Raw genomic sequence first — 25093 nt, 5'->3', positions numbered from 1 at the left:
TTTGACAACTGCTTAAATAGTAAAAAAAATTCACACTTCCTCTAAGTATTTAATATCAAAGTTTACTCAATCTTTAAGGAAAACACCTGACAGAAAAAGAGTCTGAAGTCACAATTAAATATAGGGGTTTCCAAGCTCCAAATCATGTTTAAGACAAATATTTGTCATTAAATAAAAAACCGGGGTACTTCGGACTAACTTTTATGCGGATTTTAATTTACTCCTACAACTACTATCCAGAGCCAATTGGTATTGCCCCACTGATGACTGAATTAGCAGAGGGACTAGTGAAGCGTGGGCATCAAGTGCGCGTAGTCACCGCTATGCCTAACTACCCTGAGCGTCAAATTTACCAGGAATATCGGGGCAAGTGGTACCTCAACGAATACAAAAATGGCGTTCAAATTCAACGCAGTTACGTTTGGATTCGTCCACAACCCAACCTGTTAGATCGGGTGTTGCTAGATGCTAGTTTCGTTGTCACTAGTTTTGTGCCCGCCCTCATCGGTTGGCGTCCAGATGTTATTATCTCAACATCGCCATCCTTGCCAAGCTGTGTACCAGTTGCTCTTTTAGGATGGTTACGTGCTTGTCCTGTGATCTTAAATCTACAAGATATATTACCAGAAGCAGCCGTCCATGTCGGTCTACTGAAAAATAAATTGCTTATAAAGTTATTTACAGTGTTGGAAAAGTTTGCTTACCACACTGCCAGTAAAATTAGCGTCATCGCCGATGGGTTTGTGGACAATTTGCGATCTAAGGGCGTAGAAGCTGACAAAATTGTGCAAATTCCTAACTGGGTTGATGTAAATTTTATCCGCCCTTTGCCTAAAGAAAATAACCCTTTCCGCGCCGCACATAATCTTGATGGCAAATTTGTAGTACTTTATTCTGGTAACATTGCCCTAACTCAAGGCTTAGAAAGCGTCGTCAAAGCTGCTTCTGTGTTGCGCCATATCCCAGATATTGTTTTTGTCATCGTTGGAGAGGCAAAAGGTTTACAGCGATTGCAACAGGAATGTCTAGACTGCGGCGCAGATAATGTTTTGCTACTGCCATTTCAGCCCCGCAAATCTTTGCCACAAATGTTGGCAGCTGCCGATGTTGGCTTGGTAGTGCAAAAGAAAAATGTTGTATCCTTTAATATGCCGTCAAAAATTCAAGTGCTACTTGCCAGTGGAGGGGCCTTAGTTGCCTCTGTGCCTGACAATGGTACGGCAGCAAGAGCCATCAGACAAAGTGGCGGCGGAGTTATCGTTCCTCCAGAAGATCCCCAAGCTTTGGGAATGGCAATTTTAGATTTGTACCAAAACCCCGAAAAAGTCAAAACTCTGGGTTATAAAAGTCGCCAATATGCGGTTGAACATTATGCTTTTGAGCAAGCTTTAAATCAGTATGAGTCTTTGTGTTACTCATTGACGGCAGATCGTGGAGCAATTCAATCCACAAGAGTTACCAAACAAGAAGTTTAATCTCCGGCAGTAGAGTTAGATTACATACCTGCGCCTTCAGTGCAATTATACTTATGAAAGTCGCAATTCTACCCTCAGTGTCTAAATAGCAACTGATTTTGAGGGTGGTTAATTATACTCACAGGGAAAGGAGGAGAGAAAAAAGGCTTAACCCCAGCGTATTGAGCAATAGACAAGCGAGTTTTCCGGTGCGTTGTTGAACCAAAAATCCCACAACTTCACTTCATTCAATCTGTGGGAACACCAATTTTTTCCCTAGACAACAGGGGTGCTTTAGTATCCCGTAACACTAAATAGTACACTTATACTAACAAAACTTTTGGTAGACCAGGCATGAATATACTGTGTTGTATTGTAGTTTTTAGTAGATAGCCTAAAGCATAAATGTGGCGTTATCTACAAATTCTTAGTACAGCATGACGGAAATAACTATCCAGTTGAAAAAGGTAACAAAACCTTAATTTACATGCTTTTTTTGCTTCTGCTTCATTCCTCCTTGCACTAGCTTTACATGTTAGGCTATTTGATTAGTCTGCGATTATTTTCGCCGGAAATTCTTACTGGAGAGCTATTGGTTGATTTATTGCTGCACAATAGCCATCCGCAACTGCTAATTGCTGAGGTCGAAATCTAAACAGTCAATTATCAAACTAGTCCCCATAGACACCTGTTTTTTTGTTAGTATTCAAAAAAACCTATTGACACATTTTCAGATCAATTGTTTGTTGTTTGTAAGTAAATGTAAACAATTGTTTCAAAAGAAAGAAAGCACATGAGGTTTAATGACTGATTATTTCCAAGGAAATTTCCCATTACAATCTGTCCCACTGACGAAGAGTGTGGTAAAGAGCCACGCCCATACCGAAGAGGAGAGCGGAAAATTAGCTGCAACAATAGTAGAAGCTGCATCAGACCGCAAAGCGGGTGAGATTGTATTGCTCAAAGTAGCAGAGGTATCTTACCTAGCGGATTACTTTGTGATGATGACTGGCTATTCTAGGGTACAAGTAAGGGCGATCGCTCAAGCAATTGAAGGAAAAGTCGAAACTGAGTTGCAACGGCGTCCCATAAGGACAGAAGGGAAAGTCGAGGGGAGTTGGGTACTACAAGACTACGGTGATGTGATCGTTCACATCATGATGCCCAAAGAACGGGAGTTTTATAATTTAGAAGCGTTCTGGATTCATGCAGAACGTATTTCCCTTCCAGAATCTGATGAGGGTGAAGGTAAGCCAACATGATTAGGTCTTCGGTTTCAAATTGCCCAGTTCCCACAGACCAACAACCGCTTAATGAGTACGAAGAGTTAAAAACTTCCTGGCTGTTTCGTGATAGCACTTTAGATTGGCGCTATTATATCACGAAAATGGCTTGGATTTGGGGTTTATCTTGGCTGGTCGCAGGGCCTGTGGCAGCAGCAAGTTTTCCCCCTCACAAATATATTGCACATTTTATCCTCTGTGGTGCAGCAGCTGCGAGTGTTGGGGTAGTGCTGGCACTGGTAAGGTTGTACTTAGGCTGGTTCTACGTGTGCGATCGCCTTTGCAGTCCCACAGTATTTTATGAAGAGTCCGGCTGGTACGACGGTCAAACTTGGACGAAGCCACAAGAAGTCCTCAACCGCGATCGCTTAATTGTCTCATACGAAATCAAACCTATTCTGCGGCGGTTACAATTTACCTTTGCTGGCTTGGCGGGAATGTACGTTATTGGTACGATAGGTTGGCATTTGTTTTAAAAGTTGGGAGTCAGGAGTTAGGAGTGATTAGTTAATAATTCATAACTCTTAACTCCTAACTCCTAACTAAAAAAAGGTAATAAATATAAACCCATGACAATGGGAAAACGAACTCAAGCCACAGCACTGGAAGTCCGGTTGCTGCGGGAAGGTATTATTGAATCCAGGCATATAGTCCAAGCTGTTGTCTGCGACGAACGAGGACGGGTTCTAACCGTTGCCGGAAATTCTGAAACTGCTGCATTTATCCGTTCAGCCCTCAAACCATTTCAGGCACTCGCAGTCACCACCACAGGTACACTGGAACGCTATGACCTCAGCGATCGCGACTTAGCAATTATCACAAGTTCCCACAAAGGGACAATAGAGCAAGTCCGACAAGTATTTAACATCCTTTGGCGATCTGATCTTGACCCAACTGTACTCCAGTGTCCAATTCCTGAAGGGAAGCGGAGTCCTCTGGAATACAATTGCTCTGGAAAACATGCAGGGATGTTAGCCGTTTGTCAGCAACGCCATTGGCCCTTGAATAACTACTTGGATCGCAAGCACCCAATACAGCAGTTGATTTTGGGCAAAGTAGCAGAGTTGCTGCGAATGCCAGCTGAGGAATTTATCTGCGCTCATGATGACTGTGGCGCACCTACTTATCTGATGCAACTCGGTCATATGGCGTCTTTGTATGCGCTGTTAGCCTCTAGTACCAATTTGGACATGGAACGCATTGTCCGTGCTATGACTCATCACCCCGCTATGGTAGCAGGAGATGGAGAATTTGATACGGAACTGATGCGTTTAACTCCAGGGGAACTGGTGAGTAAAGCTGGTGCCGAAGGAGTGCAGTGCATTGGTAGACTCGGTGAAGGTATGGGCTTGGCAATCAAAGTCATGGATGGGGCAAAACGAGCAAAACATGCCGTTGCTATTCACTTACTCCAGCAAATGGGTTGGATTAGTCCCAGCGCCGCAGAAAGCCTCTCAGAAAAGTTTGTGACCTTAGGAAAATACAAGCGTTTAGAAGTAATTGGAGAATTATCATTTTTGTAGTTGCCAAACTCTTGACCATAGGTTATGATATAAAAGTCAAGAGCGACGCGGGATAGAGCAGCCTGGTAGCTCGTCGGGCTCAACGGGCAAAGTTAACTAGACGCTTATTAGTTAAGTTTGCTATGGGCGGCACATAAAGAAACTTATGTGCGTTTATCTGTCAAACTCGGGGAAGCCAATAGCGCGGTAATCCCGAACCAAGCTCCAGAAATGGAGAAGGTGTAGAGACTGGAAGGCAGACACCCTAACGATAATGACGAGGGTGAAGGGACAGTCCAGACCACAAACCAGTTAATCTGGGCAACGAAAGTTGTAGTTGGTAAGCATAACCCGAAGGTCAGTGGTTCAAATCCACTTCCCGCCACCAAATGAAATATAAAGCAAAACCCTGTTTTCCTAAAAGATTACAGGGTTTTGTTTTATGCTGATTGTCAGCTACTTTGTTTTACAAATGGACACAAAGCTTAAGGGAGACATAGCAGAACAAGCTGCTGTTCTTCATGCCTTAAAGCGTGGTTGGGGAGTTTTAAAACCTTTTGGTGATCGACTACCTTACGATCTAGCATTTGATGTAGAGGGAACTCTAATTAAAATCCAAGTCAAATATGCTTGGTTGGATGAGCCTTCCGGCAACTATGTTGTAGATAATCGCCGCACTAAAACCAATCGGCGGCTGATGCTTCGAGAAGCATATCAGCTCTCAGACTTTGATTTTGCCCTGGTATATATAGAAAAGCTTGATCTGTTCTATGTCTTTCCCGTGGATGTGTTCATAGATTATGGGAGCGAAGTACACCTTGTTGAGGCTGAAAAACGCCAGCGTAAACCTCGTTCTGCAAAATATCGTGAGGCTTGGGAGTTAATTTTACAGGCATCTGTAGGTAAAGAAAGTTGTGTTCGATCGCCTGTTCAATTCGGAGAAGCAGGTTTTTGATCTATTCTGGAAGAAATAGCCATCTAAAAGGCGCGGAGAATCATGGTTGTGAAGTTGCAGCGACCAATTTTAGTGGGAGGATTGGGACTGTCCTTTTCTCTGTGGATGTTGGACAGTTGGCAGGATTCTATAGTCCAGGTGGGTGAGTTTGGTTTGTTGAGTGCCTTAGCTGTAGGTGGTGGTTTGTGGTTATTTCAACAAAATCGCTCGAAAGACAGTTTAGAGCAGCTAAATAGTATGCTCGTGGATCGGGCGACTGTGGAAAGTGCGATTTCTATTGCTGAAACTGTAATTAACCAACTAGCACAAGAAGCAGAAAACCATCCGGCGTTACAAACACTGCGAGAACAAGTCGCCCAATTGTTGTTGGAATTAGACAGGCAACAAATTAAAGTGGCTGTGACTGGCGGCAAATCCGTGGGTAAAAGCACTTTAATTCAAGTGCTAAAGCAAAATGTCGAGACACGAAATTTGGTGTCTTTAGAAGAGACAGCACCTTTGTTTAGAGAAGCGAGTGACAATTCAGATGCAGCTATTTTAGCAGAAGTGGCAAAATCTGATTTTGTTCTGTTCCTAACAAATGGTGATTTGACAGACTCAGAATTTCAAACCTTACAGCAGATAAAAGCAGCAAATCAGCCTACTATTCTAGTTTTCAACAAACAGGACCAGTATTTAACCGATGAAAGGGCCAGCATCTTACTGTCATTAAAACAGCGGATGCATGAAAATGTAGTTGCAACAGCCGCCTCTCCCATTCCCATCAAAGTCCGAAAGCATCAGGCTGATGGTTCTGTGCAAGAGTGGATGGAGCAACCAGCAGCAGATATCCAGCAGTTGGCGCAGCAGTTGGGCGAAGTTTTGGCACAGCAGAGACAACGGCTAGTTTGGGTAACTACCATGAGGAAAGCTGGGTTGTTGAAAGCTGAGGCGAAAAACTGGCTGAATGGAACCAGATGCGATCGCGCCACCCCAATTATTGAACAATATCAATGGATAGCTGCTGCTGCTGCCTTTGCTAACCCAGTCCCAGCCCTTGACATCCTAGCGACTGCGGCAATTAATGCTCAGATGGTAATGGATTTGGGTAATATCTATCAGCAGAAATTTTCCCTGGAACAGGCACAAACTGTAGCTGGAACAATGGGAAGTTTGATGCTGAAACTGGGTTTAGTTGAACTTTCTACAAAGGCGATTAGTACTGTTCTTAAAAGTAATGCTGTTACCTTTGTTGCTGGTGGCGTAGTGCAGGGAGTAAGTGCAGCTTATCTAACAAGGGTAGCTGGGTTAAGTCTAGTTGAGTATTTCCAACAGCAGGAAATAGCGATAGATTCTGGGACTAGTTTGAATTTGGAGAATTTGCGGCAAACGTTGCAAAAGGTATTTGGGCAAAATCAGCAGATTGGTTTTTTGCAGGGGTTTGTTAAGCAGGGTGTGAAGCGTTTGTTGCCAGAGGTGCAGCAAGTTGAAGTTGTAAGTATCCAGATGTAGCAGTATAATTTAAGACAAAAAAGCCGACTCTTAAATTTTGGATTTTAGATTTTGGATTTTGGATTGAATGATTCAAAATCCAAAATTTAAACGTGGTTTCAAGCCCCCGATTTTAATCGTGGAGAAAAAATAAATAAACATCTTTGTTTCAATAAAGAGGATTAATCTGTTGGGTCAATCTAAAATCTAAAATCCAAAATTGGCTGACACTTGCTTGCGTAGTGCTGTAGGTAAACCTAAAATTTACCCAAGTCTATTTTAGACTTGGGTGTATTTAAGAATTATCGTGAGAGTTGCGAGTTAGCAAAAAATTGTGAATAAAGATAGTTAACTAAACAGCACCACTGTTTCTATTAAACACAATAGCTATAGTTTTGAAAATTAACTTTAAATCGTACACCAAACTCCAATTTTTTTGATACTGCAAATCCAGGCGAATTACATCTTCAAAACTACGGACTGTAGAACGCCCATTTACTTGCCATTCGCCAGTCATACCGGGTTTAACATCTAAACGTTGCCACTCCGGTACTTCATAGCGTTCCACTTCATCAGGTGTGGGTGGTCGGGTGCCTACTAAACTCATCTCTCCTTTGAGAACGTTCCAAAATTGGGGTAGTTCATCGAGACTACTTCGCCGTAAAAAGCGGCCTATCTTAGTAATTCTGGGGTCATTCGCATTCTTGAAAAAGGCACCTTGCACTTGGTTTTTGACTTGAGATTTCTTCGCTTCCGCATCCACACACATGGAGCGGAATTTCCAAATCTCAAACTGCTTCCCCATCCAACCACAACGGATTTGACTAAAGAAAATGGGTCCGGGATCATTAATTTGAATAGCGATCGCAATAGGAATAAACAAAACTCCTGTAATTAATAAACCGATCACTGACCCTACAATGTCTAATAACCGTTTCATCCAAGATGCTACAGAAGGGTGAGTAGTTGGTAACTGCTCTACTTTACGGGAAGTTGTCTTCCGATTATCTATTAAGTCTTCTTGTTTTATTAGCGATCCATCGTCCACAGGCTCCAGGGGAAAAACCTGATCCAATCCCGTGAGTTTTAGGACTGCCATTACCTGAGGTGTTACATTCCGCAGTGTTAATGTAATCCCTTTCACCTGAGCGTATTTAAAATTACTGACCAGGGCACCTAAACCACTACTATCCATAAAAGTAGTTTGGTGAAAGTCAATGATGATTTGCTTGGGATGTGAATTGGGCTGGATTAAGCCTTGGCAGGTTTGCTTAAAGCCTAAAGCCTCCAGCACGCTCAACCGCTTGGGCACCTGCACTATAGCCGTGTCGTTTAGGGAATTAACTGGAAAATCGACCTCTGTCGGTTGGCTAGTCATGAAGCTCTGCACTTTCGTTGCCATGTATAATGTAATCTGCCAAACATTATTTTGTCCTAGAAAATTACCTAACCTAATATTAGAATCAGTAGTAATAAGGACTAATCGCTATTTACCGGGGCTGAAATTGGAGATCGCCAGCGACGATTCACAGTAGAACAAGAAGCCAAAAAACATCCTTGCTGTTGTGCCGACGCAGCGCGATCGCGTTGCTCTCATCAAATGATTGCTAAAACTACGCTTACACCTACTGCACGCCTGATTGAGGTGTTTTCTGCCATTCAAGGGGAAGGACTGAATGTAGGGACACGTCAGATTTTTATTCGTTTTGCTCTGTGTGATTTGCGCTGTCATTTTTGTGATAGCGCCCACACTTGGAATGCACCTGCTACTTGTCGGATAGAGCGATCGCCTGGATTGCGCGACTTTGAAATCCACTCTAACCCTGTCCCATTACCCATCTTAATTGAATGGGTGGAACAGCAAAATCTACCTTGTCTACACGATAGCATTAGCTTAACTGGGGGCGAACCACTTCTTCATGCCCCATTTTTAACGCAGTTTCTACCCCAAGTGCGAGCCATAACTGGTCTACCTATATACTTAGAAACTGGCGGACATCGCCCAGAACAACTGGCGATGATTCTCCCCTACTTAGACTCTGTGGGTATGGATTTCAAATTGCCCAGTGTCAGCGGCGAAAATCATTGGCAAGAACATGCTAAATCTCTCCAATTATGTCATGATTCATATTTAAATGTTTTTGTCAAGATAATTGTGTCTCAAAACACAGATCCAGCCGAGTTGGAACGTTCAGCTTTGCTGGTGGCAGAGGTTAGTCCAGATATCTCAGTATTTTTACAACCTGTTACGCCTTTGGCAGTATCTGAACAATTTTCCCCAATACCTGTGCTTGCACCTTCGAGCGATCAAGTTTTGACGTGGCAAGCTTTAATGAAGCGGTTTGTCAAGCACGTGCGTGTGATCCCACAGACGCATAAAATGCTGAACCAGCTGTAAAATTTGAGTTTTACAAAGATGTAGTCAAGAAAAAAGTAAGATTTTATGAAATAGTCATTGGGCTGCTGTTAATCAGGGAGACAGTAGCCCTCCCAGTAGGCAGTCTAATTAGCTCAATCAAAAGACCTCTAAGAGTTTTTAATACGTAAAATCGTCCCTCTGCGAATCGGAGAGGGACAGACTTAAAGTTTAGTTCAAGGCAGGGAGAGGTTCGTCAAACTCATCTTGATTTAGGTACTTTGTTGCGTGGGCAATACCCACCAAACCTAATTTCTGGTTTTTACAGTGCGCCCTCATCTGGAGTTTTGGATTTAGCTTTTGCCTTATTGGCACTGCGTTTGAGGGCAGAGAGTCTTGCTTCGTATCTAGACCGTTGGCGCTTACTAGGTGTATTGTCAATCAGGGTTTTTAAAGCGCTACCAAGACTTTTGTAGGCATTGGGGAGGCTATAACCAAAACGAGTTGCCAAAGCGATCGCTTTTTCATCAGCATTTAGCAATTCTTTTAGTTGCTTTTCACCACTATTCTTTTGGTACAATCGCCAGCCTGACACACCACACAGCGACAAAGCTAACACTAGCAGCAATCCATCTTGTACCCACAATTCGCCTACAGCACCACCTAAACCGATGGCTAGTGCTGCCATTTCCCAACCATCTTTAGGAATTGTGTCATTTTGAACGCGAGCAACTTCATGCCAGAACAGCAGATTACGCTGATCCATTGCGAGGGCATCCCATTTCACCAAGTCAATTTGAATTTCTACCTGGTCTTTACCAATTTCTTCGCAACGAACCAGGGGTGGATTGACCTCAGTTGTGCCTTCAACCGTGACCCAGCTTTGCAATTCTGGCGGTAGTAAGCCTTTCAACCGCCGGAGTTCACTCATTTCCGCTTTGGCAGAGGAGGTTGCATAGGATGTCATAATATCCAGCCCTAGAAAATTTCAGTATATAGTGAGGGTATCACTTTGGAGTATAGCTATTTAAGTGATGATCCGTCTCAGTCGCGGGGAAAACTTCCTCGCTTTTTTCGCGCTTCCATTGCTTTTTCCAGCAAATCTAGCAATCCTGGGGCTTCTTCTTGGATACTGAGTAGCAGTCTTTCCCCAAGTTCTATATTTCCCGGATCAAGACCTGTTACCATCACTTCTTTCAGGCGAGGTATCGCTATACCATCTACAATTTGAATCAACCCACTCAGACAACGGTGAAATTGTCTTTCTGTGAGAATCGAGTCTTCTAGAGGAAACTCAATAATGGCACGGATTTCGCCATCGGATGGGTCATACTTCCATTGCAACATTTTGGTTTCCCAGGAAATGGCAAGCATTGTCTGTAGGATAGCTGCCTTGTGAGGATGATCTTGAATTCCTGCCAGAACTTGAGGGGCAAATACCCGGAAAAATTTTCCCTCTTCATCCAGCTGGACAACTATTAGGAAATCTTCTAGGTTATCAGCCTCTACACCTGTTATAATCCGGTCTTCTTCTTCATCAAAACGGTAGTCCCAACCAAGGTTATCTAAATAGTTGGCAATTTGTTTGAGGTTAGCTCCCATAAAAGCCTCATAAGGAACGTGGAGCAGCTGTTAACAGGCCTAGTTTAACCTGCTAAGGATAGTTGTTTAGGTTGGTGTGGCTACTTCTGATCACATAGAAGTATGCAATTAGGGCATGGGGCAAAACAGTTCCTCTTTTCCGAGTTCTGAGTAAAGAAGTAGGGAATCTCACTTCTTTACTCAGAACTCAGCACTCAAAACTTTTGAGGAGCAGTGGGTATTGAAAATAGGAAAAACCGATGATGTTCTGCGCTATAAATTATATTTTCTGAAGAACTATTGCTCATTATTAAAGAAGCGATGATCACTTTTTTCCAAGAAAATAAACTATCCCTTTGGGGTTTTATTGGGATTAGTCAAAATGGTTTATAACTCCCTTGGTTTACCTTATCCCCAGAGTTTTCAACTTTGCTATTGGGATTAACTTTTTACACGGGTGCGTTTATCGCTGAAATTGTCCGAGGTGAGATTCAATCAGTAGCTAAGGGACAGTGGGAAACAGCGCGATCGCTAGGATTAAAACCAGGGTTGGTGATGCGACTGGTGATTTTTCCCCAAGCTTTGCGGGTAATAATTCCACCGTTGACGAGTCAGTATCTTAATTTGACGAAAAAGACCAGTTTAGCGATCGCCATCGGCTACCCTGATATTTATTTTGTCGATTGGCGAACTTGGATTGTGCTGGCGATCGCTTCGACTTTAGGCGCTATAACTGAGGGTGTATTTTTTAGCAAACAACAGTTAACAAAGTGGGGAATTGTTTTGTTTGCTTTCATCATCGGCGTTTTGTTAGTTGTTTTACCACTGGACTTTACATCCCGTCTCTGGTTACTAATCTTTGCATCCCACAACTTCGCACCAAGCTTGAGCAAAAAATCCATCTGGATGCTGACTCCATTCCCGTAAAGCACGGCTCATTGCTGTAAGCGTAGGCGTAGGCGTAGCCCGCCGCAGGCATCGCTCATCAGTCCAACCTTTTTCCACAGCTTGATCGTCCTTTGCAGAAGCCTCAATTAGCAGCGCTAAATATTCTGTAGCTTCACTCAGCGGCTCATAACATTGATAAGAAGCCGAAGCTTTGATATTAGTAAACCCACTTTGGCGCAGCAGAGCGCGTAACTCTCTACCTACGTAAGGATTACCAGAATTTTGCTGCTGGAGCCACTTGTAATAAGAAAATGCTTTTTCCAGTTCTGGTGTAGACGGCGCAATCAAAAACCCGCCCCAGTCAGGACTACGAAGCCCAACAATTCCCCCGGTTTTAAAACTCGCCACAGTTCCCGTAACGCCTGCGCTGGTTCTTGAAGATGCTCAAATAGTGCATGGGAAAAGATTGCATCAAATGAGTTATCCGGGAAGGGTAAAGCATAAATATTCGCCTCCAGAAAATTAGCATTACTGACACCTTGGGTGAAAGCACTCTCAGCAGCGATCTGGATTTGAGAAGCTTCGCGATCGATACCTGTAAGCGTACCTGGTGCGATCGCTTTAGGTTTAGCAAAAGCGATCGCACCAGGGCCGCAACCACAATCTAGTAATTTCATCCCTGGACGTAAATAAGGTGTGAAAAACGCAGCATGAGTATTTGCGCTGCGATTTGCCATAAAATTCGTCGCATTACTCGAATAGCCTGGAGTATACTTCTCTGACATAGCTCTGACTCCCTACGATGTCTGTATAAGTATCATAGATAGGTAGTTTTGAGATGTCTAATATATATTTATAGAGAATTGAAACTTATAAAATATCAAAAAAAATGGAATTGCGACACCTGCGCTACTTTATTGCTGTCGCTGAAGAACTGCACTTCAGTAGAGCCGCAGAGCGATTGCACATCGCTCAACCGCCCTTAAGCCAACAAATTCAGCAACTAGAGGCACAATTGGGAGTAGAACTGTTTCACCGCAAAACCAAGCGACAGGTGCAACTGACGGAAGCTGGACAAATGTTTTTGCAAGAGGCTTATCAACTTTTGGCTCAACTGGAAAAGGCAATTGAGCTAACTCAAAGAATAGGAAGAGGTGAGAAGGGACAACTACGAATCGGGTTTACTAGCTTAGTAACTTATGATTTGCTTCCTGTGATTTTGCGGCGGTTTCGAGAACAGTTTCCAGAAGTAGAGTTGGTATTGCAGGAATTAACCACAACTCAGCAGGAACAAGCGCTACAGGATGGCCGCATTCATGTAGGCTTTGCCCATCCACCCTTAGAAGACAACGCACTCAATCAAGAGTGCATTCACCAAGAAGCTCTAATTGTGGCTTTGCTAGAAACTCATCCCTTAGCTGAACAAGAGTGTATCTCAGTGCGATCGCTAAAAAACGAAAACTTTATCATGTTCCCTCGCCACCTGAGCTTTGGACTTTACGATCAAATCGTGAGTCTTTGCCAGCAAGGAAATTTTAGTCCAAAAGTGACTCAAGAAGCTATTCAGATGCAGACGATTATCGGATTGGTGTCAGCGGGAATGGGGATTGCGATCGCCCCATCTTCATTGCAAAATCTTCAAAGGGCTGGTGTGGTGTATCGTGCTGTAGAGGAGAAAACACCATTAGTAGAAACGGCTATAGTGTGGCGAGAAGAAGATATGACGCCTGTTTTACGCGAGTTTTTGCAAGTTATGAGAAGTGTCTGTGGTTAACTGATTAGTTATCTCCACGCCATGTAAAAATAATTTGTTCATCAGCTTGCCTAAACTCAATATTAAACTTATCAAATACAACTTCTCTTCCTAGAAGTAATTGCTCTCCACCTGTATTGGTTTGTAACCATGCCACAGTAGCAATAAAACTGTGTTCATCAATTGTCATTTCAACATTACGTAAAACATACTCAACTCTTCCACCTATAGTTTCTGCTAATAATGTTGATTCGGCATCAGCCAAAGCATAGCCTAAATCTTGACCGACTTTGAAGGAAATTAAACTTAATTCAGCACCAGAGTCTACTAACATCGTTGTAGACATTTGTATATCTCTATGCTTCAGTTTTACATTATAATTTGGCTGCCAGTCATGCCGAGCAACTGTACGAAACCGAATTGGTAGAATTTGGATAGAAGCAGTGCGAAGCGGAACTAAATAAATTGCAAATATCTGCTTTGACGCTTCTGCCAATTCTAGAACTTCACGCAAGTTTTCACTATGAGCAATTAAGCCATTAGCATTGTAAGCAATATATTGATTTTTATATAAGTCTAATAACATTTGGCGATTCTGGTTTAGCCACTTCAGCATTTGCTGACTTTCATCGGGAGATGGTGTTTTATTCATAGATTTTTATGTTCTACATAAATGTAAAACCGGGTTGTTGCTGTTAATTTAAATTAAAAAATATCCTTATTCTAACTGCATCTGGCTGAAATGAGATTTGAGCGTTCGCTCTCTCATCTGCGATTTATTAATTGAGGGTGGGTTTCAAGCCGCGTTCAACAGCTACTTTCAAAGCTCTTGCTTTACTTACTAAGCCACGTCGGTAGACCTGCATGAGTTCATCTAGTTGACGAACTTCTGCATCATTAAGCTGTCCCTCTCGGTGACGAGCTAATAATGCACTGAAAACTTCTTGTTGCTGACTTTGCATCTGCATATCGCACAGAACCAAAACCTGATTATCCGGTAATGACTCCATAGGTAGTTCGGTAATAGCGCTAACAATTTCAGCCATTTTCTACCAGCTTGCCTTTTATTTATGATTGTATCTGCGATCGCTCTGCATCTTCTCGTTAAAAAGAGCGTAGGCGTAGCCCGTCGGAGACATCGCTATTACATAAACTACAACTCAAATTGGGAATACTGAGTAAAGCGCAGGTATTTGCTGTGCAGAATCGAAGCGACTGGCTACCAGACATCATGCTGCTGAAATTTTAGCAACTAGGAGAAAATTATGAGTTTACCAGTGACAGCAACCTTTATGCTTGCTGATTGGATTGTCAAAGGACTAACAGATGGGACTTTTGAACGAGTTGGGGGTGTAATTAGAAATGTAAATACAAAACAAATCGTTAGTTGGTTACGGGAGCAGGGAGCAAATAATTATACTGGAAAACAGTTAGAGGAACTTGGGCGAAGTATGCAAGTCACTCAAGGAATTTTGCAGGTAACTAGTGCAGTCAGTATACTTAACCTTGGTGTCTCAGTTATAGGCTTTGCTGTAATAGCACAACGGCTTAAGGAATTAGAACAACGCTTACAACAAGCACAAAAACTGTTAAAGAATATTAACCGTAAAATCGACCTTAGTTTCTATGCTAATTTTCGTGCTGCAATCGAATTAGCAACTAATGCCTTTACGATGACCAAAACTGAAAATCGTAGAAGCAGCGCACTACAAGCTATTAACCGCTTTTTAGAAGCAGAGCATATTTATACTGAATACACCGATATCCAAATTGAGCAAAAAAGCCAAATTGCTGATGAATATCTGCTGACTTTATCTTTAGCCTACCTAGCTGAAGCTCGTTGTTATTTAGAATTAGAAGAACACGATACAGCACTTCGGCGCTTTCAGGAAGGTTCGAGAGTTATCTATTCTCGTATCCAAAAATATGTTGAGCTTCTGCTAACTTCTAACCCAGCAGCATACTTGCATCCTCAGTTCAAAGGTCAGATTGATTTGCGTAGACTAACCCGCATTTACCAATGGCTTGACCCGAATTTGGATGAAAATGCAGTCTTCGATATGCAACGTAAGAAATTGTTCAAGTTAGCGCAAGATCCTAATAAGTGGGTAGAATCAATACCAGCAGCAATTTGGGATTCCGAGATAGATTGGGTAGGAAAAGCAATTTGGGATGATCCTAAACCGCAGATTTACGCACGTCTTCCTAAAACTTTGGCAGTAATGGAATCTATGATTGAAACCGATCGCCGCTTTGAATCTTACCAAACAGAAGTACAAGCAATATCCCAATTAGGAATCAGCTTTCATGACTGGCTTAAATTAACTCCATCCATAGAAATTAAACCAGATGGCGCAGGATTGATATATATTATTCCATCCAAACCTTTAGATTTACAGCCTTCCATCTGAATTCAATTCTCTTTCTTGGCGGTTCGTTAAAAAGAGCGATCGCTATTAGACAGAATAGAACTCAAATTGGGAATACTAAGTAAAGCGGGAATATTTGTTGCCTAGATGTCAAGTTGCTTATCACCAAATATCCTGCGACGGAAGTTTTATTAACTAGGAGAAAATTATGAGTTTACCACTTCAAATTACCTTTGCACTTGCACCACATATCGCTAAAGGTTTAGCGAAGGGAATATATGTACTATGTGGCAGTGTAATCCGAGATATTCCAACAAATAATGTCCTTGGATTTTTAAGAGGAACAACCTCAACCCCTGCGAGTTCGCCTAATAACGTTCTAAACCTGATTATTTCTGGTGCAACTTTGCTAACTTCAGGAGCAAATATAGCTGTGTCAGCTAAGGGATTTAGCAATGTTAACCAGCGATTAGATAAGGGATTTGGTGATGTTAACCAACAACTAGATAATATTGAAAATCAAATCCAAGCAATTGGAAAACCTATGCAAATCAGTTCACAGCTTTTGCAGATAACTACTGCTGCTAGTATACTTAATCTTGGGGTATCTGTGATGGGTTTTGCTGTTATATCGCAGCGTCTCAATGAGATAGAAAACCAATTAAAACAAGCAGCAGAATTGTTAAATAAAATTAATCACAAAATTGACCTCAGTTTCTATGCTAACTTCCATGCTGGAATCGAATTAGCACTTAATGCCTTTACGATGACTAGAGTTGAAAACCGTAGAAGCAGCGCCTTACAAGCTATCAATCGCTTCTTAGAAGCAGAACATATTTACAAAGATTACACCGTTAATGAACTTTCCCAAAAAAGCCCAATTATTGACAAATATATACTTACATTATCTCTAGCCTATATTGCAGAAGCACGTTGTCATTTAGAACTAGAAGAACATGAAACAGCACTTCGCCGTTTTCAAGAAGGGGCAAAATTTCTCAGGTTGCTGCTTAATAAATATATTGAACTCATGCTTACTTCTAATCCAGCAGCATACTTACATCCTCAGTTTAAAGACCAGATTAATTTGCATAAACTAACCCAAATTTACCAATGGATTGACCCGAATTTTGATGAAAATAGAGTTTTTGAGATGCAACGCGAGAATATGTTTAAACTGTCTCAAAGTCATGATGAATGGCTGTCTTCTCTTCCATCGGCAATTATAGATCGTAGTGAAATTGAATGGAGCATATTTGGACGAAATCCTACTCCATTCACAGGAAGATTTGAAAAAGAAGCTTACAAACGTCTTCCCCAAGTATTTGAAGTAATGCAATCTATGATTGAAACCAATCGTCGTTTTGAATCTTACCAAACAGAAGTACAAGCAATATCCCAATTAGGAATCAGCTTTCATGACTGGCTTAAATTAACTCCATCTACAGAAATTAAACCAGACGGCGCAGAATTGATGTACATCATTCCATCCAAACCTTTAGAGTTACAGCCTTCCATCTGAACTAATTACAGGATTAAAGATGAATTAATCAAGGTCAAGAAAGTCTCTGGGAGTAATAATCTGGTTTTGAGATTCGGCTAGGGTCTTGAGTGATAAAAGGTCTTGATCTCCTGTGATTAAAAATTCTGCATTTGCATCTTTAGCAAGTTCTAAAAATTTGTTGTCATCTGGATCTCTACAGGTATTTATTTGAGATTTTATTTCTATAAATTGACTGTATTTTTTAACTATGTCCAAAAAATCTTGTCGGTCTTCATCTGAGATATATTTATCGAACTTACGTTTGTAAATTCGTGTGTTTAATTCTTGATAAGTTTTATCGCTTTGAACAATTTTGAATTCTTTATAGACTTTATCTAGGGCTTTACGGGCTGTTCCATTAGGACTTAGAGCAGCACTAAGTAAAACATTTGTGTCAATGACAATTAGTTTATGATTCATCGGCGAGTAATTCTTCTAGAGTTTTTTCGGTTAATCCTTTGGCTTGAGCATTTCTGCCGATTCTGTCAAAAACACTAAGTAAATCTTCATCTTTATTATTTGAAGAGGTTTTCTTTATTTCTTGAATAAGTTGTTCTTGTTCTTGTGCGGGAAGTTGTAGGACAAGATTAAGAATTTGCTCGAAGGTTAGGGGGAGTTGATAGGTTTTTTGAGTCATGGTGAGTTCTGGAGTTAGGGAATAGAAACTTGTTAGCTTTTTTAATCAGGTTTGAGCCATTTTTCTACTTTTCAATCACGATTCCTCTACACCTTGGCGAATCGCATTATCGATATTCTCAAGAGTTTTAGGTTTTCCTTGATATTTTAAGCAGCCCGCTACATCATCTAATTTAGTTTATGGAAAAAAATTACTATGCTTTAATAAATCACCGACTTCTGGAATTGCTTCTGTTTTAATTCCAATTTTTTTCATATTCCTCTAGATTTCTATATGTGGGAATAGATTGGTTAGTAACCACAGAATAAAGAACATCTGGGTCTAAATCTGCGCCATTATCCCAGTGAATTGTTCCCCATTCACTATTAATTTTAACAGTTTTAAAATAGTTGAAATCTTTTAAAGGTGCAAAAACTCCTGTAAATTCGATTAACTGGTTAACATCAACAATACCTTCTTTTGCGTCTTCAAACTTCAAATACAGTTGATAGTTATCGTGAGGAATAACTTCTATAATATCTTTAAGCATAATTCACTCTAATGGTTGAATTGTTTCTAAGGGATTATTTTGTCTTGCCAGTTGCGAGTTTTCTCTAAGTTCTGATTTATGCATAGCTGCCCATTCAATTATTAAACCAAGAACTTTAGAAGTGAGTTTACCTTCTAAAATTGTCTATTCAGCCATACCTACCTGATTGTAACTATTTTTAGTAGCTCTTATTTTGCGCCTCTGTGAGACAAAAAAGGCGAACTTTTTGGTTTCGCCTTTATCATATTCTGTTGCTCAATAAAAACCCAAATCTAAATCTTCGCTTCTTCCCTCACCAACTTATCCCAACCCAAATCTTTCAAATTATTATTCCGACGCAACGGACGAGTCACCAACTCTAACAGGTCACGCGCATTCGTAAAGCCGTGAATTTGAGCAAAAGTGAACTCCACAGACCACTTTGTATTAATACCGCGTGCTTCCAACGGGTTAGCGTGAGCCATACCAGTAATTACCAAATCTGGTTTCAACTCATAAATTCGCTGAAGTTGATTGTAATTATCCGGCTTCTCCACAATCCTTGGCAGGGGTGAATTCATTTCCTGGCAAGTTTTCTCCAACAGTGCCAACTCAGCAGCTTGATAGCGCTTATCCATGTAGGGAATGCCGATTTCGTGAACAGTCATCCCACAACGGATTAAAAATCGTGCTTGGGAAACTTCCAGCAAGTTATCACCCATGAAGAATACAGACTTACCGCGAATCAGTTTCACATAATCTTCCAAACCTGCCCAAATTTGTGCTTCCCGTTCATCCAAACCCTTGGGAGTAATACCGAACACCGAGCAGATTTTCTCAATCCAAGCGCGGGTACCATCGGGGCCGATGGGGAAGGGTGCGCCAATTAGTTTACACTTGCGGCGGCGCATTAAGGTGGTAGCAGTGCGGCTGAGGAAGGGGTTGACACCAGCGACATAATACCCTTCTTCCAGTACTGGCAGTTCAGTGAAGCGCTTCGCGGGAAGCCAGCCGGAGACTTTGATACCTTGTTTCTTTAGTTCCAAGGTTAACTGAGTAACCACGGGGTCGGGAAGGGAGCCAAAGAGAACCAGTGGTGGGTGATCCACGTACTCAGATTCATCTTGGGCGACATCTTCTTTCTTCTTACCGAAGTTGAGCAATTTAGCGATCGCATTCCGTTCAATTTTCTCTGTTTCCGCCACAGGAGCCTTATCAGGGCAACGATTAGCCATAGCAGCTAACACAGTGTCTTCCCCTTGGGTGAAGGCGTAATCTAGACCATTTGCCCGCGCTACAACGATGGGAATCCCAATTTCAGATTCCAGCTTCGGTGCCAAGCCTTCTAAATCTGTTTTGATAATTTCGGTGGTGCAAGTGCCAATCCAGACAATTACACTAGGATTGCGATCGCGTTTAATTTGCAAGCACAACCGCTTTAACTCTTCATAATCATTCAGTTGTGCCGAAATATCGCCCTCTTCCAACTCTGCCATTGCATAGCGGGGTTCAGCAAAAATCATCACCCCCATCGCATTTTGCAGGAAGTAGCCACAAGTTTTTGTCCCAATCACCAAAAAGAAGCTATCTTCAATTTTTTGGTATAACCACGCCACGCAGCTAATTGGGCAAAAGGTATGGTAATTCCCAGTTTCACATTCAAAGCTTAAAGCTTCTGGTTGTTGAGCGACAGTCATTTTGGTTTTTTCTCCCCTTGATATTTAATGGCAGGTCAACCAATTTTAGATTTTAGACTGACGATTTTGGATTGAGACTGGGACAACAAAAGTATCCTATGTCTGACGACAATTTCCCTAATTCCTAATCCAAAACCCCAAATCTAAAACTTAAAATTGTGAGGAACGGCAATAATTAAGCGTTGGGGAAGAGACGGGCAATTTCTGATTCATCAAAAACGCCTGCTGGCAGTTCTTCCCCTAAAAAATCGTTATTTTCTTCAGCCTTTTGCAAAGCTGTTTCATCACCCCAGACATCTGATAACACGTCCTTAAACGCATTTTCATCTAGCGGACTATCCTCAAGCGCCTCTTCATCCAGCTTTACTTCCATTGCAGCTGTTGTATCGAAGGCAATTTCCCCAAACTCATCTGCTTCTAGACTAGAGATTTGGAAAGACTCATCTTTTGAATCCTGTCCGTTGGATAAGGAAATATCGCCAAAGCCATTTTCGGTTTCCTCCAACTCGCTGATCCCCAGGCTTTGATCATCGGAATCCAGGATTGCGAACTCTGGAACTACCGCCACCGACCCAAAGCCATTTGTATGAGAATGCGTCAAAGTTTCATCTTCAGGCTTTTCATCGATGATAACTGCTGCTTCTTCTCCGTAATTCTCTGGTTCTGGGTTGACGAGAAAGCGATTACCGAGAGCGAAATCTGGGTCAAAATGCAAATCCAGCACCTCAATCAGCGTATCGGCGTCAGGATTAAGCTTGGCAAAGGGCAACATTAACTGCGCTAGCTTTGGCTCTAGGGCATTAACTACTCCCAGGATGAGGTAAGAAGGTGGTCGCTTCCCGCCATCAGGGGTGTACACTGATTCCACTTGCATGTGCAGGGTAATCCAGTCCCGATTGTTCTGGAAAAATTGCAACCACTTTTGCTTTAATGAATCCGTAAAGCTGTGAAAGAAAGCCATATTATTGTCCCCCATCCTGAGAACTTGGTGATTTATACAATCATCAAGTCTAGTTCCTCTTCTGAATTAGGAACCTGGGGTTTACCCGGATTTAGATAAAAATCGGACAACAAAGAGAACAACTCACGATCTGGTGTGTCATTCGGTACAACACCTTCGGGACGCGCCAGAATTTGGTCGGCGATGTTGAGATAGTAGTCGCAAACGTAGTCCAGGGAAGGATCTTGCTCTGCCATTTCAAACAAAGTCTTACCTTTCACACGGGAAACACGGATATCTTCAATTAAAGGTAAAACTTCTAGAACTGGCATGGGCACTGCTTCTATATATTTTTCAATCAAGTCGCGCTTGGAGGTGCGATTGCCAATCAACCCAGCTAAACGCAGTGGGTGAGTTCGGGCTTTTTCGCGGACTGAAGCAGCGATGCGATTGGCAGCAAACAAAGCATCAAAGCCGTTGTCTGTAACAATCAGGCAGTAATCTGCATAGTTGAGTGGTGCTGCAAAACCACCGCAAACTACGTCACCCAGAACATCAAAAAGAATTATGTCGTATTCATCAAAGGCGTTGAGTTCTTTAAGTAATTTTACGGTTTCACCGACTACGTAGCCACCGCATCCAGCACCCGCAGGTGGGCCACCAGCTTCTACGCAATCAACACCGCCGTAGCCTTTATAAATCACATCTTCCGGCCAGACATCTTCGTAGTGATAGTCCTTTTCTTGCAGAGTGTCGATAATTGTGGGAATCAAAAACCCAGTCAGGGTGAAGGTGCTGTCATGTTTGGGGTCGCAGCCAATTTGCAGCACTTTCTTTCCACGTTTAGCTAGGGCGACGGATATATTACAGCTAGTCGTGGATTTACCGATACCACCTTTTCCGTAGACTGCTAGTTTCACTGTTGTTTCCCTCTTATAGCTTCTTGTCAAACTTGTGGCTCAAACATTTGCCTTCACCTGTACTGAGATGGCGATGCGTGAGGTCTGTTGATGTCATTATTGGGCAAATTACATAGAAAAGAAAGTGGCTCTTAATCTGTAAAACGGTCTAAGATGATGAATTAAAGATTAATCAGGTGTATTTGGGGTTTTATCAATCTTAAAGACTTTAATAGCTCTAAAAAAACTCAATAAAAACTTTTTATTAGTTATTTTTATAAAAAGAGTTACAAAATAAAAAAAGCTAAGATAGCCTTCTTGGAATGGTTTTTATAGAATTAACTGACGTTCGTACAAAGTGTTTTCAGCGTATTGGGGCGCAGGGTCAAGGGTAAAGAGAGGTATATGCAGCCGGATGCTAGAAATACTACTGGAATTTGCGTTAGCGTAGCTCACCGAAGGTATCGCAGATAAATTGCCAGTTTTCAGTCGGTAGCTAAGACCCTTTAATTGCTGCTTGAGAGTAAGTTACTCTGATTTTGTAAAATATTATTAAATTTCTAGATATTATCTAAGCTGATTAAAATCTTTCGGCTGTGCCAATTAAAAACCTCGTTTTCAGCCTCTGGCTGGAAATGCTTTTTCATTGCGGCTCTGCCGCCACTCTTGAGGCGGCAGCCCTCACATAGGCATTCCCAGTCGGAGACTGGGAACGAGGAACGAGGCACGAGGCAATTAGGACACCTCAGTTTCAATTTCCTGGATTTCTTGTAATGTTTGCCAGCCAGCTTGCCACTGGGAGTTATCTTGTAATAATTTGGCGTTTATCCAGAAACGGACTTTCGGATCACAAGCCGCAACCATTTCGGCGTAAACCCACTTAGCCTGATTTTTACGGTTGACAACTTGGAAGTGCCGCCAGCCATCAACTTTTTGCTGTGCCGTCCACTTAGAACCAACTAGGTAAGGAAATTTTTGTTTTTTTGTCATTACTCAATTGTCTCTCCTCTGCTTCCCCAGTCCCCAGCTAAGATCGAAGCAAATCACCATTACGGGTAAACTTCTGACAATGCAACTCACTATCTTGCTGGACACATAGCGAAAACCATCTGATATGGCTCCAGCAGGTGTTGATGTTGTTGGTAATTTTGCGCTTCTTCTTGGAAAGTCGTTGTCTTACAACTTCATTAGGGCAAAGAATTTCTAACGTGCCCGTACCATCTTCGTAATTGACGATGCGAAATAGACAGTCTTGCAACATAGCACGGCTGCTGCTGTCGAAGAACCGCTTAAACCGATGTAGCTTTTCCCCTTCAGTCATTTGACTAATGGGTTTTATTTTCAAGAAATCCTCATCCTCAAAGTCAAAGTCATCATCTTCAAAGTCGTAGGGGTCAATCATTTTCAGCATCCACTAAGCGACCTGGGATTATGGTAACTCTGTGTGGGGGCAGGAGGAAAATGGTGGAGGAAAGGTTGAAGAATTTTAATAGGTGATGCTTGGTGTATGCATTTAGATTTATACTGAGGTTCAGCCAGCTTCAGCAATAACCTTTCCAATTTCTTGAAGGCTTGCACCTGTTGCCAGCATCGCACGTATCAACAGTTCAATTGAAACTGAAGCATCACCATTCTCTGCCTTAGCAACACGCGGTTGACTTGAGTGAATTCTCTCGGCTAATTCAACTTGTGTCATGACTTTTTGTCGTCGTGCTTTTAAACTCCGGCTGAGTGCTAATTTGATTCCAATCAGAGCATTTTCTTCTGGCGTTAGTTCCAAAAATTCTGAAACTGTGCCAACCTTCCAACCCCTTGCTTCTAGACGTTCCTTTTTAAGTTGATCCATGACTAATCCTGTCTATCTATATCGTATTTACTCAATCGCTTTTGACAATTCTCAATCACTTGCTCAGGTGTTGTTCGCGTAGTTTTATTGAACACCTCGACAATCAAAATGGCATCGTCGTCAATTCGATAAATGATTCTCCAATTTTTGTCCACGTCTCGAATGCGTAACTCGTAGCAATGCGCTCCAATACTTGGCATTGGTCGTGAGTGAGGCAATTCTAGGTTCTCACCTTGCTGCAAACACCTCAACAGAAAACCTGCCTCAACACGAGCTTCCTGACTAAAAGGTGGAGTTTTAACCTCGCCGCGTAGCCAAACCAAAGGTTTATCATCGTTATACATCCCATTTTTATATCATATCTGATATACTATAGTTGTCGCCAGCAGCCTAACAAGTAGCTGCACCGACCGTAGAGCATCCGTGAGAGGTTAAGACAAAATCATTTTTGTCATTTAATTCGTTATGAAGCGATCGCAATTCAATCAGGTGATTTTCTTCTGGGCAGTATCAATTATCGCCATGCGGTGAATTCAAACGTTGGGTCGCGTAGAGCTATAATTTGAGGCAAAGGATTCCAAACTCCAAGCATGACAACAGTAGCAATATTGCCAATCTTTGATGCTGATGGTGAAAAAACTTATCGCGCCATTGCAGGGGATAAGCACTCTGTTGGCAAAACTGCGGGGCAAGCCCTAGATGCGTTAACTACTCAGTTGGGTGAAACGGAGTTCAGCGCACTGCTTGTCATTCAAAATTTTAGCCCTGACCCGTTTTTTAGCGCTAAACAACAAAAACGGTTATCGGAATTGATGAGTTTATGGCGGTTGGCACGAGATCAGGGGCAAGCATTACCACCAGCGCAACAAGCAGAGTTAGATACTTTGGTTGAGGCTGAATTAAGAGCAGCAGCAGCCCGAACAGCTGCATTGATACAGCAAGAGAGTTTGTGAATCGGTATTACGCTGCGAGCACACAACGAGCCAACCATCATTGTGACTACTGCCAAGCCCCTGAACTAATCTTTAATTTTCCATTTGAGGTTGAGCATATCATCCCGCTCTCTCAGCAAGGTGAAAATGACCAAGCAAATTTAGCTCTTGCGTGTCGCTCCTGTAATCTCCGTAAAGGAACTCGTATTAGTGGCATTGTGCCTGGTTCCAACACTGAAGTTAGTTTTTTTCATCCCAGACAGGATAAGTGGAGTGAGCATTTTCAGGTTGATACTCAATCTGGCAAGATTATAGGCATTACTTCCCTTGGAAAAGTCACTATCGAATATTTGGAGATGAACAGTGCTTCTCAAATGGCAGCCCGACAATTATGGATTCGCTTGAGTTTGTTTCCGTAGTCGTACAGCACAACAATAAATGGAAAATCGGAACTAGGGGAAAATACCACTTTTACAAGAC

The 25093-nt window shown here is 42.0% G+C and carries 29 protein-coding genes and 2 pseudogenes; 13 read left to right on the top strand and 18 right to left on the bottom strand.

Translation table 11 applies throughout. The features are described 5' to 3' along the window. Positions 1-203: 203 nt before the first annotated feature. The 6 genes from V7K30_RS08545 (at position 204) to V7K30_RS08520 (ending at position 6685) form a co-directional block, all read left to right on the top strand. Entirely contained in the window at positions 204-1475 is a 1272-nt protein-coding gene (locus V7K30_RS08545) for a glycosyltransferase family 4 protein (protein WP_334998668.1), read from the top strand. A gap of 782 nt (positions 1476-2257) precedes the next feature. Continuing rightward, the gene (rsfS, locus tag V7K30_RS08540; RefSeq protein ID WP_334998667.1) at positions 2258-2716 is read left to right on the top strand and encodes a ribosome silencing factor; all 459 of its coding nucleotides are present in this window, start codon (positions 2258-2260) and stop codon (positions 2714-2716) included. Further along, entirely contained in the window at positions 2713-3213 is a 501-nt protein-coding gene (locus tag V7K30_RS08535; protein ID WP_334998666.1) for a CGLD27 family protein, read from the top strand. Before rsfS ends, V7K30_RS08535 begins: the two co-directional genes overlap by 4 nt. A 93-nt stretch (positions 3214-3306) precedes the next feature. Next, entirely contained in the window at positions 3307-4260 is a 954-nt protein-coding gene (locus V7K30_RS08530) for an asparaginase (RefSeq protein WP_334998665.1), read from the top strand. Between the two features lie 421 nt (positions 4261-4681). Further along, entirely contained in the window at positions 4682-5194 is a 513-nt protein-coding gene (locus V7K30_RS08525; protein ID WP_334998664.1) for a group I intron-associated PD-(D/E)XK endonuclease, read from the top strand. 42 nt (positions 5195-5236) lie between these two features. After that, positions 5237-6685 carry a YcjF family protein gene (locus tag V7K30_RS08520; protein WP_334998663.1) on the top strand — a complete coding sequence of 483 codons (1449 nt, stop codon included), beginning with the start codon at positions 5237-5239 and terminating at the stop codon, positions 6683-6685. A gap of 331 nt (positions 6686-7016) precedes the next feature. Here the strand turns inward: V7K30_RS08520 and V7K30_RS08515 are convergent, their stop codons facing one another. After that, positions 7017-8066 carry an anti-sigma factor antagonist gene (locus V7K30_RS08515; RefSeq protein ID WP_334998662.1) on the bottom strand — a complete coding sequence of 350 codons (1050 nt, stop codon included), beginning with the start codon at positions 8064-8066 and terminating at the stop codon, positions 7017-7019. 198 nt (positions 8067-8264) lie between these two features. On the opposite strand from V7K30_RS08515, the gene V7K30_RS08510 reads away from it, so the two are divergent. Next, positions 8265-9062: a 7-carboxy-7-deazaguanine synthase QueE gene (locus V7K30_RS08510; RefSeq protein WP_334998661.1), complete on the top strand. Its 798-nt coding sequence runs from the start codon at positions 8265-8267 to the stop codon at positions 9060-9062. Positions 9063-9342: 280 nt separating this feature from the next. Here the strand turns inward: V7K30_RS08510 and V7K30_RS08505 are convergent, their stop codons facing one another. Continuing rightward, positions 9343-9987 (bottom strand): DUF3318 domain-containing protein, encoded by a 645-nt coding sequence (locus V7K30_RS08505; protein ID WP_334998660.1) that lies wholly within the window; start codon positions 9985-9987, stop codon positions 9343-9345. 77 nt (positions 9988-10064) lie between these two features. Next, the gene (locus V7K30_RS08500; RefSeq protein ID WP_334998659.1) at positions 10065-10622 is read right to left on the bottom strand and encodes a hypothetical protein; all 558 of its coding nucleotides are present in this window, start codon (positions 10620-10622) and stop codon (positions 10065-10067) included. Between the two features lie 318 nt (positions 10623-10940). Here V7K30_RS08500 and V7K30_RS08495 point away from each other — a divergent pair. Then, positions 10941-11528 (top strand): annotated as a pseudogene (locus V7K30_RS08495) (ABC transporter permease subunit); the annotation flags it as partial. Here V7K30_RS08495 and V7K30_RS08490 read toward each other — a convergent pair. Both V7K30_RS08490 and V7K30_RS08485 read right to left on the bottom strand, forming a co-directional pair. After that, positions 11454-11897, bottom strand: coding sequence for a hypothetical protein (locus tag V7K30_RS08490; RefSeq protein ID WP_334998658.1), 444 nt, complete (start codon positions 11895-11897; stop codon positions 11454-11456). The pseudogene V7K30_RS08495 and the gene V7K30_RS08490 sit on opposite strands and share 75 nt — an antisense overlap. Beyond that, positions 11834-12274 carry a class I SAM-dependent methyltransferase gene (locus tag V7K30_RS08485; RefSeq protein ID WP_334998657.1) on the bottom strand — a complete coding sequence of 147 codons (441 nt, stop codon included), beginning with the start codon at positions 12272-12274 and terminating at the stop codon, positions 11834-11836. Before V7K30_RS08485 ends, V7K30_RS08490 begins: the two co-directional genes overlap by 64 nt. A 104-nt stretch (positions 12275-12378) precedes the next feature. Between V7K30_RS08485 and V7K30_RS08480 the strand changes: the two genes are divergently transcribed. Then, the gene (locus V7K30_RS08480; RefSeq protein WP_334998656.1) at positions 12379-13263 is read left to right on the top strand and encodes a LysR family transcriptional regulator; all 885 of its coding nucleotides are present in this window, start codon (positions 12379-12381) and stop codon (positions 13261-13263) included. 4 nt (positions 13264-13267) lie between these two features. On the opposite strand, the gene V7K30_RS08475 is transcribed toward V7K30_RS08480, so the two are convergent. Both V7K30_RS08475 and V7K30_RS08470 read right to left on the bottom strand, forming a co-directional pair. Then, on the bottom strand, positions 13268-13894 hold the full coding sequence (locus V7K30_RS08475; RefSeq protein WP_334998655.1) for a retropepsin-like domain-containing protein: 627 nt from the start codon (positions 13892-13894) through the stop codon (positions 13268-13270). A 127-nt stretch (positions 13895-14021) separates the two neighbouring features. Continuing rightward, positions 14022-14288 carry a hypothetical protein gene (locus V7K30_RS08470; protein WP_334998654.1) on the bottom strand — a complete coding sequence of 89 codons (267 nt, stop codon included), beginning with the start codon at positions 14286-14288 and terminating at the stop codon, positions 14022-14024. A gap of 219 nt (positions 14289-14507) precedes the next feature. Between V7K30_RS08470 and V7K30_RS08465 the strand changes: the two genes are divergently transcribed. Together V7K30_RS08465 and V7K30_RS08460 are read left to right on the top strand one after the other, a co-directional pair. Then, positions 14508-15653, top strand: a complete 1146-nt coding sequence (locus V7K30_RS08465; RefSeq protein WP_334998653.1) for a hypothetical protein — start codon at positions 14508-14510, stop codon at positions 15651-15653. Between the two features lie 166 nt (positions 15654-15819). Beyond that, positions 15820-17133 carry a hypothetical protein gene (locus V7K30_RS08460; RefSeq protein WP_334998652.1) on the top strand — a complete coding sequence of 438 codons (1314 nt, stop codon included), beginning with the start codon at positions 15820-15822 and terminating at the stop codon, positions 17131-17133. Between the two features lie 24 nt (positions 17134-17157). On the opposite strand, the gene V7K30_RS08455 is transcribed toward V7K30_RS08460, so the two are convergent. From V7K30_RS08455 to V7K30_RS08410, 11 genes and pseudogenes are all read right to left on the bottom strand, one after another. Next, positions 17158-17574: a putative toxin-antitoxin system toxin component, PIN family gene (locus tag V7K30_RS08455; protein WP_334998651.1), complete on the bottom strand. Its 417-nt coding sequence runs from the start codon at positions 17572-17574 to the stop codon at positions 17158-17160. Beyond that, positions 17564-17791 carry a hypothetical protein gene (locus tag V7K30_RS08450; protein ID WP_334998650.1) on the bottom strand — a complete coding sequence of 76 codons (228 nt, stop codon included), beginning with the start codon at positions 17789-17791 and terminating at the stop codon, positions 17564-17566. The genes V7K30_RS08455 and V7K30_RS08450 overlap by 11 nt, the downstream gene beginning before the upstream one ends. A 75-nt stretch (positions 17792-17866) precedes the next feature. Further along, a pseudogene (locus V7K30_RS34195) lies at positions 17867-17968 on the bottom strand (AbrB/MazE/SpoVT family DNA-binding domain-containing protein); the annotation flags it as partial. Positions 17969-18026: 58 nt separating this feature from the next. Continuing rightward, complete coding sequence (locus tag V7K30_RS08445; RefSeq protein WP_334998649.1) at positions 18027-18320, bottom strand: DUF2442 domain-containing protein; 294 nt, start codon at positions 18318-18320, stop codon at positions 18027-18029. A gap of 272 nt (positions 18321-18592) precedes the next feature. Then, positions 18593-19996 carry a ferredoxin:protochlorophyllide reductase (ATP-dependent) subunit N gene (locus V7K30_RS08440; protein WP_334998648.1) on the bottom strand — a complete coding sequence of 468 codons (1404 nt, stop codon included), beginning with the start codon at positions 19994-19996 and terminating at the stop codon, positions 18593-18595. A gap of 175 nt (positions 19997-20171) precedes the next feature. After that, on the bottom strand, positions 20172-20957 hold the full coding sequence (locus tag V7K30_RS08435) for a DUF5331 domain-containing protein (RefSeq protein WP_334998647.1): 786 nt from the start codon (positions 20955-20957) through the stop codon (positions 20172-20174). Positions 20958-20989: 32 nt separating this feature from the next. Next, positions 20990-21856, bottom strand: coding sequence for a ferredoxin:protochlorophyllide reductase (ATP-dependent) iron-sulfur ATP-binding protein (bchL, locus tag V7K30_RS08430; protein ID WP_196528135.1), 867 nt, complete (start codon positions 21854-21856; stop codon positions 20990-20992). A gap of 714 nt (positions 21857-22570) precedes the next feature. Then, complete coding sequence (locus V7K30_RS08425; RefSeq protein WP_334825435.1) at positions 22571-22825, bottom strand: TIGR02450 family Trp-rich protein; 255 nt, start codon at positions 22823-22825, stop codon at positions 22571-22573. 37 nt (positions 22826-22862) lie between these two features. Further along, entirely contained in the window at positions 22863-23237 is a 375-nt protein-coding gene (locus tag V7K30_RS08420; RefSeq protein ID WP_334825432.1) for a hypothetical protein, read from the bottom strand. A gap of 129 nt (positions 23238-23366) precedes the next feature. Next, positions 23367-23681: a helix-turn-helix domain-containing protein gene (locus V7K30_RS08415; RefSeq protein ID WP_334998646.1), complete on the bottom strand. Its 315-nt coding sequence runs from the start codon at positions 23679-23681 to the stop codon at positions 23367-23369. A 2-nt stretch (positions 23682-23683) separates the two neighbouring features. Next, positions 23684-24025: a type II toxin-antitoxin system RelE/ParE family toxin gene (locus V7K30_RS08410; protein WP_334998645.1), complete on the bottom strand. Its 342-nt coding sequence runs from the start codon at positions 24023-24025 to the stop codon at positions 23684-23686. 246 nt (positions 24026-24271) lie between these two features. Here V7K30_RS08410 and V7K30_RS08405 point away from each other — a divergent pair, with 246 nt between their 5' ends. Both V7K30_RS08405 and V7K30_RS08400 read left to right on the top strand, forming a co-directional pair. Next, positions 24272-24634: a hypothetical protein gene (locus V7K30_RS08405; RefSeq protein ID WP_334998644.1), complete on the top strand. Its 363-nt coding sequence runs from the start codon at positions 24272-24274 to the stop codon at positions 24632-24634. Beyond that, on the top strand, positions 24631-25032 hold the full coding sequence (locus V7K30_RS08400; protein WP_334998643.1) for an HNH endonuclease: 402 nt from the start codon (positions 24631-24633) through the stop codon (positions 25030-25032). The genes V7K30_RS08405 and V7K30_RS08400 overlap by 4 nt, the downstream gene beginning before the upstream one ends. Positions 25033-25093 lie beyond the last annotated feature (61 nt).

Origin of the sequence: Nostoc sp. (assembly GCF_036917655.1) — a bacterium.
Classification (GTDB): domain Bacteria; phylum Cyanobacteriota; class Cyanobacteriia; order Cyanobacteriales; family Nostocaceae; genus Nostoc.
This window is presented reverse-complemented; position numbering and strand designations above follow the sequence as displayed.

What these genes read in the sequence shown, in the direction of transcription:
- V7K30_RS08545 (WP_334998668.1), top strand. Translation starts at nt 204, where the DNA reads ATGCGGATTTTAATTTACTCCTACAACTACTATCCAGAGCCAATTGGT.
- V7K30_RS08450 (WP_334998650.1), bottom strand. Translation starts at nt 17,791, where the DNA reads ATGACTCAAAAAACCTATCAACTCCCCCTAACCTTCGAGCAAATTCTT.
- V7K30_RS08520 (WP_334998663.1), top strand. Translation starts at nt 5,237, where the DNA reads ATGGTTGTGAAGTTGCAGCGACCAATTTTAGTGGGAGGATTGGGACTG.
- V7K30_RS08510 (WP_334998661.1), top strand. Translation starts at nt 8,265, where the DNA reads ATGATTGCTAAAACTACGCTTACACCTACTGCACGCCTGATTGAGGTG.
- V7K30_RS08535 (WP_334998666.1), top strand. Translation starts at nt 2,713, where the DNA reads ATGATTAGGTCTTCGGTTTCAAATTGCCCAGTTCCCACAGACCAACAA.
- V7K30_RS08515 (WP_334998662.1), bottom strand. Translation starts at nt 8,066, where the DNA reads ATGGCAACGAAAGTGCAGAGCTTCATGACTAGCCAACCGACAGAGGTC.
- V7K30_RS08410 (WP_334998645.1), bottom strand. Translation starts at nt 24,025, where the DNA reads ATGTATAACGATGATAAACCTTTGGTTTGGCTACGCGGCGAGGTTAAA.
- V7K30_RS08405 (WP_334998644.1), top strand. Translation starts at nt 24,272, where the DNA reads ATGACAACAGTAGCAATATTGCCAATCTTTGATGCTGATGGTGAAAAA.
- V7K30_RS08460 (WP_334998652.1), top strand. Translation starts at nt 15,820, where the DNA reads ATGAGTTTACCACTTCAAATTACCTTTGCACTTGCACCACATATCGCT.
- V7K30_RS08480 (WP_334998656.1), top strand. Translation starts at nt 12,379, where the DNA reads ATGGAATTGCGACACCTGCGCTACTTTATTGCTGTCGCTGAAGAACTG.
- V7K30_RS08425 (WP_334825435.1), bottom strand. Translation starts at nt 22,825, where the DNA reads ATGACAAAAAAACAAAAATTTCCTTACCTAGTTGGTTCTAAGTGGACG.
- V7K30_RS08420 (WP_334825432.1), bottom strand. Translation starts at nt 23,237, where the DNA reads ATGATTGACCCCTACGACTTTGAAGATGATGACTTTGACTTTGAGGAT.
- V7K30_RS08525 (WP_334998664.1), top strand. Translation starts at nt 4,682, where the DNA reads ATGCTGATTGTCAGCTACTTTGTTTTACAAATGGACACAAAGCTTAAG.
- V7K30_RS08530 (WP_334998665.1), top strand. Translation starts at nt 3,307, where the DNA reads ATGACAATGGGAAAACGAACTCAAGCCACAGCACTGGAAGTCCGGTTG.
- V7K30_RS08445 (WP_334998649.1), bottom strand. Translation starts at nt 18,320, where the DNA reads ATGCTTAAAGATATTATAGAAGTTATTCCTCACGATAACTATCAACTG.
- V7K30_RS08465 (WP_334998653.1), top strand. Translation starts at nt 14,508, where the DNA reads ATGAGTTTACCAGTGACAGCAACCTTTATGCTTGCTGATTGGATTGTC.
- V7K30_RS08455 (WP_334998651.1), bottom strand. Translation starts at nt 17,574, where the DNA reads ATGAATCATAAACTAATTGTCATTGACACAAATGTTTTACTTAGTGCT.
- V7K30_RS08485 (WP_334998657.1), bottom strand. Translation starts at nt 12,274, where the DNA reads ATGTCAGAGAAGTATACTCCAGGCTATTCGAGTAATGCGACGAATTTT.
- V7K30_RS08470 (WP_334998654.1), bottom strand. Translation starts at nt 14,288, where the DNA reads ATGGCTGAAATTGTTAGCGCTATTACCGAACTACCTATGGAGTCATTA.
- V7K30_RS08475 (WP_334998655.1), bottom strand. Translation starts at nt 13,894, where the DNA reads ATGAATAAAACACCATCTCCCGATGAAAGTCAGCAAATGCTGAAGTGG.
- V7K30_RS08500 (WP_334998659.1), bottom strand. Translation starts at nt 10,622, where the DNA reads ATGGGAGCTAACCTCAAACAAATTGCCAACTATTTAGATAACCTTGGT.
- V7K30_RS08435 (WP_334998647.1), bottom strand. Translation starts at nt 20,957, where the DNA reads ATGGCTTTCTTTCACAGCTTTACGGATTCATTAAAGCAAAAGTGGTTG.
- V7K30_RS08505 (WP_334998660.1), bottom strand. Translation starts at nt 9,987, where the DNA reads ATGACATCCTATGCAACCTCCTCTGCCAAAGCGGAAATGAGTGAACTC.
- rsfS (WP_334998667.1), top strand. Translation starts at nt 2,258, where the DNA reads ATGACTGATTATTTCCAAGGAAATTTCCCATTACAATCTGTCCCACTG.
- V7K30_RS08415 (WP_334998646.1), bottom strand. Translation starts at nt 23,681, where the DNA reads ATGGATCAACTTAAAAAGGAACGTCTAGAAGCAAGGGGTTGGAAGGTT.
- V7K30_RS08440 (WP_334998648.1), bottom strand. Translation starts at nt 19,996, where the DNA reads ATGACTGTCGCTCAACAACCAGAAGCTTTAAGCTTTGAATGTGAAACT.